This is a genomic window from Janthinobacterium sp. ROICE36, assembly GCF_002869965.1.
Classification (GTDB): Bacteria; Pseudomonadota; Gammaproteobacteria; order Burkholderiales; family Burkholderiaceae_D; genus Janthinobacterium.
Map to the genome: position 1 here is coordinate 1 of NZ_PEBS01000105.1, position 13,194 is coordinate 13,194.

At 53.8% G+C, this 13,194-nt stretch carries 13 protein-coding genes and 1 pseudogene; 9 read left to right on the forward strand and 5 right to left on the reverse strand.

What is annotated here, in order from left to right:
* Positions 1 to 466 precede the first annotated feature (466 nt).
* From CSZ94_RS28185 to CSZ94_RS25345, 4 genes are read left to right on the forward strand one after another with little or no spacing between them, the layout of a single operon-like run.
* Complete coding sequence (locus tag CSZ94_RS28185; RefSeq protein WP_258001199.1) at positions 467 to 1,240, forward strand: tyrosine-type recombinase/integrase; 774 nt, start codon at positions 467 to 469, stop codon at positions 1,238 to 1,240.
* Positions 1,237 to 2,784, forward strand: a complete 1,548-nt coding sequence (locus CSZ94_RS25335) for a site-specific integrase (protein WP_180977630.1) — start codon at positions 1,237 to 1,239, stop codon at positions 2,782 to 2,784. The genes CSZ94_RS28185 and CSZ94_RS25335 overlap by 4 nt, the downstream gene beginning before the upstream one ends.
* Positions 2,781 to 4,811 carry an integrase gene (locus tag CSZ94_RS25340; RefSeq protein WP_102124053.1) on the forward strand — a complete coding sequence of 677 codons (2,031 nt, stop codon included), beginning with the start codon at positions 2,781 to 2,783 and terminating at the stop codon, positions 4,809 to 4,811. Before CSZ94_RS25335 ends, CSZ94_RS25340 begins: the two co-directional genes overlap by 4 nt.
* Positions 4,808 to 5,263, forward strand: a complete 456-nt coding sequence (locus tag CSZ94_RS25345; protein ID WP_102124054.1) for a hypothetical protein — start codon at positions 4,808 to 4,810, stop codon at positions 5,261 to 5,263. The genes CSZ94_RS25340 and CSZ94_RS25345 overlap by 4 nt, the downstream gene beginning before the upstream one ends.
* Before the next feature lie 98 nt (positions 5,264 to 5,361).
* On the opposite strand, the gene CSZ94_RS25350 is transcribed toward CSZ94_RS25345, so the two are convergent.
* From CSZ94_RS25350 to CSZ94_RS25365, 4 genes are all read right to left on the reverse strand, one after another.
* Complete coding sequence (locus CSZ94_RS25350) at positions 5,362 to 5,919, reverse strand: ATP-binding protein (RefSeq protein ID WP_308410604.1); 558 nt, start codon at positions 5,917 to 5,919, stop codon at positions 5,362 to 5,364.
* A 91-nt stretch (positions 5,920 to 6,010) separates the two neighbouring features.
* The gene (locus CSZ94_RS25355) at positions 6,011 to 7,729 is read right to left on the reverse strand and encodes a serine/threonine protein kinase (RefSeq protein WP_102124056.1); all 1,719 of its coding nucleotides are present in this window, start codon (positions 7,727 to 7,729) and stop codon (positions 6,011 to 6,013) included.
* Positions 7,730 to 7,732: 3 nt separating this feature from the next.
* Positions 7,733 to 8,464 (reverse strand): hypothetical protein, encoded by a 732-nt coding sequence (locus CSZ94_RS25360; RefSeq protein WP_102124057.1) that lies wholly within the window; start codon positions 8,462 to 8,464, stop codon positions 7,733 to 7,735.
* Between the two features lie 5 nt (positions 8,465 to 8,469).
* Positions 8,470 to 9,306, reverse strand: a complete 837-nt coding sequence (locus CSZ94_RS25365) for a vWA domain-containing protein (RefSeq protein ID WP_102124058.1) — start codon at positions 9,304 to 9,306, stop codon at positions 8,470 to 8,472.
* Positions 9,307 to 9,818: 512 nt separating this feature from the next.
* Here CSZ94_RS25365 and CSZ94_RS25370 point away from each other — a divergent pair.
* The 5 genes from CSZ94_RS25370 (at position 9,819) to CSZ94_RS29370 (ending at position 12,995) form a co-directional block, all read left to right on the forward strand.
* Positions 9,819 to 10,295: a DUF4188 domain-containing protein gene (locus CSZ94_RS25370; RefSeq protein WP_102124059.1), complete on the forward strand. Its 477-nt coding sequence runs from the start codon at positions 9,819 to 9,821 to the stop codon at positions 10,293 to 10,295.
* Positions 10,296 to 10,312: 17 nt separating this feature from the next.
* A complete protein-coding gene (locus CSZ94_RS25375) occupies positions 10,313 to 10,585 on the forward strand; it encodes a hypothetical protein (protein WP_102124060.1) in 273 nt (90 codons plus the stop codon).
* A gap of 240 nt (positions 10,586 to 10,825) precedes the next feature.
* Positions 10,826 to 11,281: a DUF4189 domain-containing protein gene (locus tag CSZ94_RS29365; protein WP_374703605.1), complete on the forward strand. Its 456-nt coding sequence runs from the start codon at positions 10,826 to 10,828 to the stop codon at positions 11,279 to 11,281.
* A 478-nt stretch (positions 11,282 to 11,759) separates the two neighbouring features.
* Positions 11,760 to 12,215 (forward strand): GNAT family N-acetyltransferase, encoded by a 456-nt coding sequence (locus CSZ94_RS25385; RefSeq protein ID WP_102124062.1) that lies wholly within the window; start codon positions 11,760 to 11,762, stop codon positions 12,213 to 12,215.
* A gap of 489 nt (positions 12,216 to 12,704) precedes the next feature.
* The gene (locus CSZ94_RS29370) at positions 12,705 to 12,995 is read left to right on the forward strand and encodes a DUF6968 family protein (protein WP_102124063.1); all 291 of its coding nucleotides are present in this window, start codon (positions 12,705 to 12,707) and stop codon (positions 12,993 to 12,995) included.
* A gap of 67 nt (positions 12,996 to 13,062) precedes the next feature.
* On the opposite strand, the pseudogene CSZ94_RS29000 reads toward CSZ94_RS29370, so the two are convergent.
* Positions 13,063 to 13,194 (reverse strand): annotated as a pseudogene (locus CSZ94_RS29000) (IS481 family transposase); the annotation flags it as partial.

The window sequence follows — 13,194 nt, forward strand, 5'->3', positions numbered from 1 at the left end:
CCCAAAAAGGAGATAAATATCGACCCATCGTGACCGCACCCACTACAATTTAACCGCGTAACACCATCTCATGCGCAGGTGGGCGCGATAGACCGGAATGGGTGGGCACGTTCACCGAAATACGCACCTTCGCGCACTGAAGGTCCTGTTCTTGTTTTGTGACCTACAAGGCATCTCGCTCGACGAGCGGCTCTCCCAAGGTAGGCTCCTGCAATTAGGCGAGGTGGAGGACCTGGCGCGGCATTGTCGGTTCTCTATTGACGACCTCGAAGCTCAAGTCCTTCGCGCGACTATCCCATATAAATCCAGTTCCTCCACTACGGTTTCCCTACTGGGCTATCGAACTCGTTCAGTTTTGTCCTCGAATACTGAGGTTGGAAGCGCAGGTATGCGGCTCCGCTATATCGCTCGGTATCTCAAGTGGCTTACAGAGAGGAGATTACTCAACCTTCCACCACAACATCCAATGTTTGCTGCATTGATAGAAGTGAAGAGTCTCGTGCTTGACGCCATCTTGGCTCGCGTCCCGGGAGGCAAGGGGCGAAATGGTCTAGGTAAGCGAACGTCTCTCACCCAAGAAGCGCAAGAGCGGGTTTGGCAAGTAATTGGCCCGGAATCGCCGGAGAATCCGTGGAAGGGGGCTCATGCTAGGGCCCGAAATGAGCTAATAGTCCGGTGGCTTCTTGGCTTAGGCGTGCGTCGCGGTGAGTTACTTGGCGTCGATATCCGGCTCATCAATTTTCGAAGCAACGAGGTTGTGGTCGTCCGTCGTGCTGACGATAAGCACGACCCTAGGGGGATTCAGCCTAACGCCAAGACGCTGGACCGTGTACTGCCCTTCAATGGTGACCTGGCTAAGCGGACTCAGGACTACATCATCAATTTCCGCCGAAAATTTCCGCTTGCCAAGAAGCATCCGTTTCTCTTTGTCGCCAACGGTGGGCGCCCCTTAGGCATTCGAGCGTTGAACAAGATTTTCGAAGCACTACGAGAGCGCTGTCCGGACCTCCCTGACGACGTGATGCCGCATGTACTACGCCACACTTGGAACGATAACTTCTCGATAGCCATGGACGATTCCGGTACCGCCCCTGAGAACGAACAGAAAATGCGGTCACGCTTGATGGGGTGGAAGCCAACATCTAAAACAGCCGAGACTTATAACCGCCGTGCGACTGAACGTAGGGCACGCAAAGCGTCTCTTGAAATGCAAGAAAAAATGGTGAAAAGAACAAAATGAGTCAACTTATGGTACTTAGGTCGCCGCAGGCGAACTACTTTGGCACCTTGCCGCCTACCGCCCAAACACGTGGCCATGCCGTTTTCGAGCCGACGTCCGATTACTGGGAACTGCGCGAAGCGACGCGCAAATTCTATGCTGATTTCGCGCCCTTCGCTGTCGTCCATGACATCAAGACTGCCCTGAAGGCGACTCTCGTTTGGTATGCAGAAAACTCGTCCCTGTCGCACCTGAAAAATCTTTACTATCAAAGTCGGGAATTCTTTCATTTCAAATTTGACCAGACGGGCGAGCTTGTTTTCGAGGTTACCGCTGCAGATATACTGAACTACAAGGCGTCCCTCGGAAAAGAGAAGGAATGGTATGTCGGTGTACTGTCGGGTCTTGTCCGAAAATGGGGTGCATTAGGCTACGGAGGAGTCTCGGCCGATGCGGTCATCCTTTTGAAGCAGCTTACATTGAAGGGAAATCGCAAGGGTGTGGCAACTGCTACCAGGGACCCCTACACCGGGCCGTTCACCGATATTGAGCTTGAAGCGCTTCAGCACGCGCTAAATGAGGCCTTCGCTCGTAAAGAGGTAGAACTTTCAGAGTATGTGTTGGCTTGGCTTGTTATGACATTAGGCCAACGGGCCACCCAATATGCAGCCTTGAAAGTTTCCGATGTTAGTAAAATGATAGATTCCGAGGGCTTGGAGTCTTTTGTTGTCCGGATGCCGCGCGCAAAGACTAGAGATAGTGATGCCCGAGGGGCGTTCAAAGAGCGGGTACTCGTGCCGGAAATCGGCCGGCTGGTTATCGAATACGCCGCCACTGTGCGCGAGCGATTCCGCGGGGTGCTCCCGGACGTCGAGAAAGCGCCACTGTTCCCCAAGGAACAAGCCGAAAAAAATGTCGAAGGGTATGCCTACCACTCCACTGCTGCGCACATTGGCTACATTCTTGGCAAGACCTTGAATCGCCTTCACGTCGTATCCGAACGGACGGGTGACTTCATGAATATTACCCCTAAGCGCTTCAGGCAGACTATCGGGACACGTGCAGCCGAGGAAGGCCATGGTGAGCTAGTGATTGCCGAACTTCTTGACCACTCGGACACCCAAAACGTCGGCGTCTATGTCAGTTCGACTCCGGCCATCGTCGAGCGCATCAACAAGACCCTCGCGATGTCCTTGGCGCCTCTCGCACAAGCTTTTGCGGGTAAGCTCATTGCCGGCCTTTCCGAGGCAACGCGGGCCGAAGACCCTTCCAGCATCATTCGCGCGCCATCCATCATTAACTCATTTGACGGTATATCCAGCTGTGGGAAACATGGCTTTTGCGGGTTTATGAAACCAGTTGCTTGCTATACCTGCAGCAGTTTTGAGCCGTGGCTGGACGGTCCGCATGAGCAAGTTTTGGAGTATTTGCTCGTGGACCGTGAGCGCCTTCTTTCGACAACGGACGCCCGAATTGCAAAGGTCAACGACCGCACTATCTATGCTGTGGCACAGGTAGTTCAGCTTTGTAACGAAGTGCGAGCCGAACAAGAGCCATCCCTATGAGTGAGATTGTCGTATTTGTCCCCAGGGCTGAGCTCGATGCGCAGGCAAATCTGGAGGGGTTCATCGAGTTTTGCCGGTGCCGTCTTACGGTGTTCGGCAAAGACTTGGATTTCGATGCAAACAAGTGGGACGTTAGCGAGACCATCGAGCTTAAAGCCAAGTACCACGCGATTCGAATGGTGTTCAGCAATCTCGAAACTTCGACAAAGAAGAACTTTGTGCCAATGCAGGAACCGTACCTATCATTCGCCAAAGGCTACATGCGGAACCAGCATGCTTTTCGACCGACTGACAATGTCTCAGGGCGCCTGGTCGCATTACGAGTACTGGAAGCTGCCTTGCTTGAAGCCGGTACGGCGGACCCTGTTAGAGTGGACTCTCACATACTTAACCGAGCGGCACAGATGCTTAAGGACCGACTTGCTCCTGCAACGGCATATCGGGCTGGCGGACAGCTGGAACTTGTTTCGGAGTTTCTGTGTGTGAACCATTTGACAAGCATTCGCACAATCTGGCACAACCCCATTCCGCGGCCAGTTGAAGGTGTTCGGGTCGGGAAGGTGTTTGACGACCGGCGGACAGCGAAACTCCCCAGCGAGGCCGCTTTGGGCGCTTTACCTAAAGTCTATCGCCTCGCCACGGAACCTGGCGATATCTTGGTTTCGTCTGCCTGTGCCGTCCTGTGTTCGGCACCTGACCGTATCAATGAGCTTCTTATGCTGCCGGAAAAATGTGAGGTTCGGCAGCCGAACGGAGAAAATGGAGAGCACTTTGGACTTCGCTGGTGGCCTGCCAAGGGGGCTGACCCGATGGTGAAATGGGTCGTCTCCTCCATGTCGGGAGTTGTTCAGGAAGCAATAGGACGCATTCGACGCCTGACCGATGAGGCTCGCACGGTGGCGCGGTGGTACGAGCAAAATCCGACAAGAATCTATCTTACTGCCGAACTGCAGCACCTACGAACCAAGGAGTGGCTAACTTTACGTGAAGTAGCCGATATTCTTTACGCTGAGCCTGTCGACCTTGGGGTAGCTCGCGAATGGTGTAAGAAAAACATTGCCGTGGCCGGCCCTTTCCGAAAAAACGTGGCTGTGAGATTCGCAGACCTTGAAGCTGCTGTTGTGAAATGGCTTCCACGGGGATTCCCTGTGATGGTCGACGGAATTGGGCTTCGATATAGCGAGGCTCTCTTTGTAATTCTTCGAAATGGCGTCGAGGTTCAGAAGTCGTCGTTCAGGTGCATCATCGAGCCGGTCGGGCAAGGCCTAATTTGGAATCGATTGGGTGCTCGGGACGACCAAAAGTCTATTTTTGACCGAGCCGGGTTCACGGAATATGACGGCAGCTCTATTCACGTCACTACTCACCAATTCAGGCACTATCTGAACACTTTGGCGCAAGCTGGCGGACTAAGCCAGCTCGACATAGCAAAATGGTCCGGGCGCAAGGACATTCGGCAGAACGAGGTCTACGACCATGAGTCAAATGAGTCCTTGCTGGCACGAGTCCGGGAGGCCGTTGGTGACGATACGCGCATGTTTGGTCCCCTAGCGGCAGCGTCACGCAAGAACTTGATTCCGCGGGACCAATTCGCACGCCTCAAGGTACCGACCGCCCATACTACTGAGTTCGGCTACTGCATCCACGACTACGTCATGGCGCCGTGCCAGATGCATCGTGATTGCATCAATTGCGGCGAACAAGTGTGCATCAAAGGAGAGGTTGAGAAAGAAGGAAGGACTCGCTTGGCGTACGCAGAGGCTACTCGACTTCTTCAAATGGCAGAAAAGGCTGAAGAGGACGGCGATTTCGGGGCGTCGGAATGGGTTGAACACCATCGCGCACAGTTGGAGCGACTGTCGTCGCTCATGGAGATTCTCGAGAATCCATTAGTGCCAAGCGGGGCTGTCATCCGGCTGAGTCCTGCAAACGTCCCTTCCCGGCTTGAACACGCGGTGGCGGCTCGTCTCGGCTATGAAGAACAGCCCAAGCACACAATTCTTGGCATACAGGAGGTTAGCCGATGACACGAACCCGAGAGAAGAACATCGATGAGGAAGCTATAGAAGCCATAGTGGGCGTACTAGATGGCTGGAGTGGCAAGCTGACTTGGGAGATGTTCATCGACGCCATTGAGAAGCGTACTCGCCTGCGATACACCCGCCAGGCGCTGCACCGCTACGAGCGTATCCACCTCGCATTTGTTACTCGAAAAAGGTCGCTTGGTGGCAGCCCTGCCGAAAATGCTGATGTCAATATGGACCCTGAGCTGAAGATGGCGTTGGAACATGTCGAACGGTTGACCGCCGAGAACCAGCGTCTGAAGGCTGAGCAACACCGCTTACTTGAGCAGTTTGCACGATGGGCCTACAACGCCAATTCCAGGAACCTTACCAAGGAGTTTCTGGACACGCCGATGCCGAAGGTGGACCGGGAGCGGACCGACCTTACGAAGTTGAAGTTAATGAGAGGTGGATGAGGGCAAATGAGCAACGTGCGTATTCCACGCAAACTGGACACCTGTTCCAGACCAAACTGGACACCATGGGCGCGACGGCGTGGGGTTGAGGTTGTGTTTTACTCCGGACGGGCCGTGCTTGTCAAACCGACCCGTTTTTTTCGCAGCGAATCTCCTTTCAAATTGAGCTGGTGGGCGTTGTGGACCAGACGGTCGAGGATGGCGTCGGCCAGCGTGGCGTCGCCGATGGTTGCGTGCCAATGCTCAATCGGGAGCTGGCTGGTGACGATGGTGGAGCCGCTGCCGTGGCGGTCGTCGAGCACTTCGAGCAAGTCGCGTCGGTGTGCGTCGTCGAGCACCGCCAGCCCCCAATCGTCGATGACGAGCACGTCTATTTTGGCCAGTTGCTTCAGCAGCTTCATGTAGCGACCGTCGGCGCGCCCGATGCTAAGCTCGTCGAGCAGGCGCGCCAGACGAACGTAATAAGCACTGCGGCCCATGCGGCAATCCGGGTGCGCCAGCGCGCAGGCCAGCGAGGTCTTGCCGACGTCGGTCGGGCCGGTCAGCGGCCCCTTCTGTTTCTCCTGCAGCCTTAGGCCGGCCAGCAGCCGTTGGTATAGAGCCTTGTCGAGGCCGCTCTCGTGGCGGTAGTCGGTGTCCTCGGCGGCCGTGCCCAAGGGGATTGCTCATCGATGCCGCAGGGCCTTGGTCATTTTATCTCCCATTTCCTTCTGCTCTTTGGGCCGTTAAAGCCTAGGCTTGACCGACCTAGCTAAAAAACCACTTGGCCAATTTACCCAGGAGCGACCCTAGCCCCTCAGGTGGTGGATTCTGTTTGGGCACACGCGCACTCCGCGATGGCGGAATAGAACCTCTAGGCTGGATGGGTTTGGGAGGAACCGAAGTCCTTGCTGGCTGCGCTGGAGCGGGTGTCGGAGGTGGGGCGCTCGGAGCTTGGCTATGTAGTCGAGCAAGAGCGGCCTGGTTTGCAGTCAGCGGCTTTGCTGTCGGCACAGGCGTCCTTGGAACTGGATTGGTTGGCGGGACGGTTGTTCTATTTGCTGGACTAGACTGAGCAGGACTTTGCGGCTGTCCGGGGCTTCCGCCACTCAAGCGCCGTAACGTGTCCGCATTCGTTGACGCTTGCGGTTTAGGGGCGCGCCTCACAAATGGCGTTAACCGATAGAGAGCTTCCGTTTCTGTCAGAGTAGAAATTTGGGCGAGCGTTGAGGCTGTGAGGGCGATACTTTCATAGCTGCGCTTATAGACTGGTTCAACTAAGCCTCGGATGGTAACCCAACGGCCCTTCCATTCCGCCGTGGGGACATTGGGACCTGTACTCAGGACTTCACTCCATAGCGCGATTTTTACGCTCTTCTTACGCCAGTCACCGAAGTTCAAGAAGATGTACGGCTTGCGATTCACGCCAAATCCAAACTTCACTTCCACAATCTTCCCGACAAGCTCGACCATTTGCCCTACGTTTGTTTCAAACGCGTCGTAGTCGGTTCCGTTCAGCACTGGGTATTGACTGATGTAGCCGCTGGCCGCCGCCCGTTCATTCGGAGCAACCATTTGGACATTGGCAGTTGGGATATTCGCCGCGGTGTTGAAGTCTCGAAGAGACGGCGTGCGCTCAAAGGGGGCAGCACAAACAGACAGAAAGTTTTTGACGTCCTGTGCAAACCCGGTGACCTGAGCGATTTTCGCAAGTATCGGAGACGCCCCCGGGTCAGCGAAGTCGTTTGCGCGAAGGACAATCACGCCTCCGCCACTCTGCGACTCCATCCACAATTGGGGGCGAGCGCATAGGGCGCGTAGTGCCAAGGTGAGCGAAATGAACGAGAACCGGTCAAGCGTTACACTGTAGTGGGAGGAATCCCGGCCCGGATGCTGATAATCGCGGTGGCCAAGTTCCGCGCCGCCGAGCGTCGATAGCGCGGGCACGAACATCCCGTCATAGTCAATGAGCTGAATGCTACGGCCGCCGTTGGACACCATCAGGTTCCCCTCTTGAATATCGCCGTGCGCTACACCCGAACTTTCGAGATACGCCGCTAGCTCATTCAGAGAGGTAATCAAACACTTAAGTGCCGCTGGGTTGTCGAAGTTTGACTCGACGAACTCACCTAGGGTTTCGCCGGAAGCCCAAGCCATCTTCACCAGAGGATACGTAGCTTGATTCGCCCGTACACCTTGCGCCTGGTACTCAAACTCTACGAAATATTTCGACTTGAGCGCCGCCAGTGCATGCGAAATTGCCGCATACCGACGTTCTAGGCCTTTTGCTTCCTTGTGAAAGCAGCGCACGGCGTAAACTTTCCCGCGCGTGTTCACGGCGTAGGTCAGCGCAAATCCACCGGAGACAACCTTCGGCGTTCCCATTCCTGACGTGGCCACGGTCCCTGTCGCCAGAATCTTGTCTGTGAAAGTCGTCGAGGGATTTTGGACGAGGATTTGGTATTCCTCGATGCTTGGATATGCCATAACTTATTCGTTTTCGACTACTAGCCTGAGCATTGTAGAGTCGTCGAGTTTCATGTTCCCCTCGCTGCGGCATCGGTGTACGAGCTCAATGAATGCATCAAACGTATCGATTTCCGACAGTGCTTCCAATGATGACGGGACTGAGGATAGGCAGCGCAAGAACCATTGGCCGACAGCGTCCGTCATCAGATAAATCACGTCGCCTTCAACGAGGTGCCAAGTTTTACAAGTCCTTTTGTGGAAGAGGTTCGTCTCAGCTAAGAAGTCGTTTCCTCCACAGAGTGTTGAAAGGAGCTGCGGCCGTTCGTCAAACTGTTCGGGCAAGGTGAATGGATAGCTCATCAAAACTTCGCCCGTACGGGAGTGTATTGCCAGGCTATCGCCCACTGACAGTATCTCAGCTTCGGCGCCGTTCTCAGCCAGCTGCAGTGTGAGGAGCGTTGCGTAGCTTCCCCTGTCAAAGGCCATTTGCTGCGACCAGGACAGATTGGAAAAATCAATTCCGCTGTTGTACTCAGCGACGGCCTGGTGGACCCAGTCGGGTAGGAAGGCAGGATTACTCGCATACTTGTTTACGAGCATTTCAGACCAGCGCTTCGAATCGTAGGACTCGGACGCGCCATCGGACAGAGCAAAGCAAGTGAGGTCTAGGCTTGTGGCCCAATTGTCCTCATTGAGGTCCGCCTGTTCCAGGTCTTTGGGTACAGAAGCTGCAAAGTCGAGACGTAGTTTCAAGACTATTACCTCAGTTGCGAAGCCCTGGTACCGATGTCGAAGAAGTCGACAATCTCGCTCGCCTCGGCATTGAAAACGTATCCGCGCGCTTCCGACGATGTGGGATTGCCCTTCTCTTGGACAGCCTTCACCAAGTGCTCTGGCAGCGGGCTCGACATGCGGAATAACAATTTTCCATACTGGTCTGGTAGTGCATTTTCGCTCGCTGGGAATGAGACCGGAGTGCCTGCCTGTGCGCTTACGTGCAGGTTCAAGAGCAGCACGTTGCCGTCATCTGTTGAGAACTGTCTCAATGTCTCAGCCATCGCTTCAGGGTCGCCGTCTGTAGATTCGCCGTCAGTCACGTGGAGTACGGTAGGTGGGTAGCTATCAGGGTGGCTGTCGCACCAGGCCGCGAGTACGACTCCAGCATTGCGGATGGCTTCGCACATGGGTGTCCCGCCATTGGCCTGGGGTTCGAACCAGACCGGGAACTTGACGGTTTGCTCGACAATGCCGCCGGCGCCATCATCAACCTTACGTTTTCTGTCTTCGACCCGAAGCGGATTTGCTTCAATCGCAGAAATCGGATTGAGCACTTGTGAACTGAGCGCGCCGTGGAGGCTATTGCCTGCGGCGCCATTTCCATAGCCGATGACGCCAATTTCAAAGTAGTCCCGAACTCCGCCCGCCTTCGTGCAACGCGTCACCAGATTCATAAAAGTACGATTTAAAACGTCCGCCACGAACTGTGCTTTGGTCTTCTCTGACGATGCCATCGGGTCAGACATTGAACCTGACTGGTCAACTAAAAAAAGAAATGCGGTAGGCGCGCTACGCTGAATCGGTGCCGAATATGCCATTCAAAACTCCTCGGTTAAATAGGTCGTAGTTAAATTAGAGCTCTCAGCTGCCAGGTGGTGCCTCGGAAAACGGCACCCATCGCAATGTTGAGGCTAGTAAGTCGAGAAGCCATAGACATTCTGATAGAGTTTGTATCGTGAAAGCAACTATCGGAACATCTTGCACTAGGTTCCATGGTTTGTCTAACCTTTGGCTGATATAAATGCATAGCCCGCCAGAGCCCCGCCACATCTGGCCCCACCAACTTCGCTTGTAAGTTGGTCTGGAAAGTATGGTGCTTGAGCTTGTCCAAGTTACACTCGTCGGATACAAACAGCGACATGCAGACATGGAAAACGAAGTAACTTGGTGGGGAAAAACGGTATTGAATGCTTCTACTGGTTCTCGTACTGCACCTCTGCCTGAGCATGTGAGCTTTCGCGTATTCTTCAGATGAGCAAGATGTTATCCTCCACTGCCTGTGGTGAGTTCGTTCAAAGGCGGACCATTAAAAGCGTTTGTAAGGAGTAGCATGATTCACCGTGAACGGCTCACCGCAACAATAGACGGGGACTTTGTCGTTTTCCTCATAGGCATGCGCCTCAATAAACCGTGGAAAGTTCACAAGTGGTGGCCAGTTGCGTCCGCGATGCCACGCATGATTAGTGAGCTGCGGCAGCAGCCCGAATTGGGCTTACTGCATGCGGAGATGTGGTTTTCAAGAACGATTATTATGGTTCAGTACTGGCGGTCTATGGACCAATTGATGGCCTACGCTACCAGCAAACAGGCAGCTCATCTACCAGCGTGGAAGGAATTCAATCAGTCCGTCGGTACCGACGGGACCGTTGGCATCTGGCACGAAACCTTCGCGGTGGCTGCAGGGGCTTACGAGAGCGTATATGTCAACATGCCTGCCTTTGGTCTGGGTCGCGCCGGCAGCTTGGAGGCCGCCGCCGGACACAAGCACTCAGCGCCTGGCCGGCTCGGGCGTCACCCCAACGACTGAGTACTAAGAGGACATTCGTGAAGCAAATTCTTCCGTACATCAGCGTTGGGCTAGCCGAAGGAAATAGGTGCATTATTGTCGTCGAGGACTATGAACTTTTCGACTTCATTGAAGACTTCCTTGGCGAAGAGTTCGATTTGGCATACGAGTATCGAACAAGCAAGGAGCGACCGGGTGGAGAAATTATCACCATGTTTTTTCCACTCGGGGTGGCCCCTGAAATTATTGAAGCGAGCTTAGCGAACCTGCCCCCTGCAGAGGTCGAGCGAGTTTACAATCTCAATAATTAAACCGTTGTCCAACTTCCCAACGACTGCGTTGGGGCGAATTCAGCTTGACGATGCAGCCACTAGATTTTCACCTTTGGCAACCTACTATGCTGGGTCGAACGGCCGGGTTAGGCCAGAAGCGCACATCCGCAACAAAAGGGATTCAATGCAAAGAGATATCATCAGACCTCATCAAGGTACAGGGCGCATATGAAGTTCATTAGCATATTGAATATCCTACCACTGCTTTATTGTCTCAGCATGAGCGCGCATGCCGAGGGAAACTGCCCGTCGGGTTATTATCCCATCGGTGGGGCCGCGACAGCGGCATGCGCCCCTATTCCAGGTGGCGGCAGCGGGTACGGCCAGCCGACAGCACAGGACCTTCCAGCACCCGTATGGGAAGACCGTTGGGGTGCAATTGCTTTCGATGGACCAAAAGGCATATTGGGAGCAGCGGACGGCCGGCGGAGTGAACAAGCCGCAAAGTCGGCTGCACTGATTGACTGCTATGCCAAAGGTGGTGGGGTCTGCCAATCCGAGCTTATCTATAGGAACGGCTGCGCCGCTTTTACTATCGGCGACCGGAACTATTACCGCGGCTCCAGTGCCATACTGCATCAAGCGGTGGCCGAGGGCTTGAAGTTGTGTAATGAGAAAGATAAGAACTGCGAGACCTACTACAGTGCTTGCAGTCTACCAATTCGCATCCGCTAGCTTAACACTCTCCTCTCAATGAAGACCTATACCTTAAGTGCTGCCAACGTGGCGGAGATGACAATCGCTCTTGGCATAATGTTATCCTGAGCGAGCGGACTGCTCCACGGCCACATGCGCTTTAATGCAGCCCCAGCCCGGCACAGCTGCGAGCGACTGCTTTGGGGCGAATGCAGCCTGCGGATGCAACTGCTAGATTTTTACCCTGGCAACTTGCTATGCTGGGCCGAACGACCGGGTTCGGCCAGAAGCGGCCAGTCGAGGATAATTACCCAATATGCACCTTGTGATAATGTCGATGTCAATCAAGATAAATGGAGCGACAGTGAAGAAATGTCATGGCAGTTGCCATTGCGTTGTGCAACTGGCCAGTGGCGGACGTTCTAAATTCTAAATTTATAGAAGTCCCCAGCCATGCTGTGTTCGATGTCGCTCAGTCCGGATTACTCCGTAGCCCTAATGAAGGTTTAAAGAAAGAATGAATCCACAAATCCGTAAGGCGCTGGTCAGCGATGCTGCCGAAATCGCCGAATTAATTCGATTCACCTCGCTCGCTTGTTGCTTTTCCGCTGAGAATCCTTGTCCAGAATGGTATCTGGAAAGCATTAAGGTGGAGCAAGTGGCCAAGCTCCTCCAGGACGAGCAAATGGAATGGGTTGTGGCCAGTCACGGTACTAGGCTCTCCGGCGTGTTTGCGATTGCCAGCAAACGCAATGTGAAATACTTCTTTGTTCACCCCCAGTTCCATGGAAGCGGGGTCGGAAAACTACTCTGGCGTCACGCAGAGCAAAGCGGCTTCCTCGGACCCTCGCTTACGGTGCGCTCCTCGCTGTTTGCAGTACCTGTTTATTCACGCCTGGGATTCATGGTAAGTGAGCCTGCGAGTCAATTTAAAGGTATGCAGTATCAAACCATGACTGCGGTCCGCGATTAAGGGATTTTACTCAGGCAGAACTATATTTCGCATGAATACCCTGCGCGGTGATTGCCTTAGTTCGGCCAGAAGCGGTCACTGAATAAACTAAGAACGAAAGTTGTATATGCTGAAAGTTGTACAAAAAAATGCGAGGTTTATAGTTCCCGTTCCTTGGCTATTACTGTCCGCTATGAAGTTTTGGAACGCTGTAGAAACCGGACATTTTGTTCTTTACGTTGAATCATTTGCGTTCGTACTCTTGGCAGGTCTATTTTATTTTTTCCAACTGAAACTGCACTGTAAACGGCAGGCAAAGACGCTTTAGAGCGGGGGAGTAGGACTGCTTGCACAGAACGGAAAGGCCGCTGTGGGGCGAATCCAGCCTGCCGATGCAACCGCTAGATTTTCACCCTGACAACCTGCTATGCTGGCCCAAACGGCCGGGTTCGGCCATAAGCCGTCATTCATCAGTCCCTACATTTTTTTGCTGGAAACTTCGACCCCGTGATGCTTAAAATAAATGAAATCGATATTGTCGTAGCTTCGAGGGAATTTGAGTTTCGCCTTGAGGATGGAAGCACTGAAACATATTCCGTCAGGGTCGGCATGCCGTATGAGCGCGACGACGGCTTCGATTGGTGCTGTCCCTACGAGCTCGGTACTGCGTCCAGTAGAAGGTTACGTTGCGCGTTCGGGATAGATTCAATTCAAGCTCTCGAACTCGCAATGAAGATAATCAAGGTCGAAATTGAAATTTGGGAAAGATATCGACTCGACGAAAACACCCTGAAAACATGAGCGTCGGCAGAGATAGCCCGGCAGCTCCGAAGCAGTCTCCGCCCTGAGTACCTCCGGGTCGGCTTGTTTAGGTGTCAAGACCGGCCTGGTTATATACGCGTTTAACGAATAATTCCGGCTTTTTCTCCTGCCATTTCTTCATCGCCTGAATCGGTGTTGCGTTATCCAAGGCGCGCTGGGGAATGTTGTGGTTGTAGAT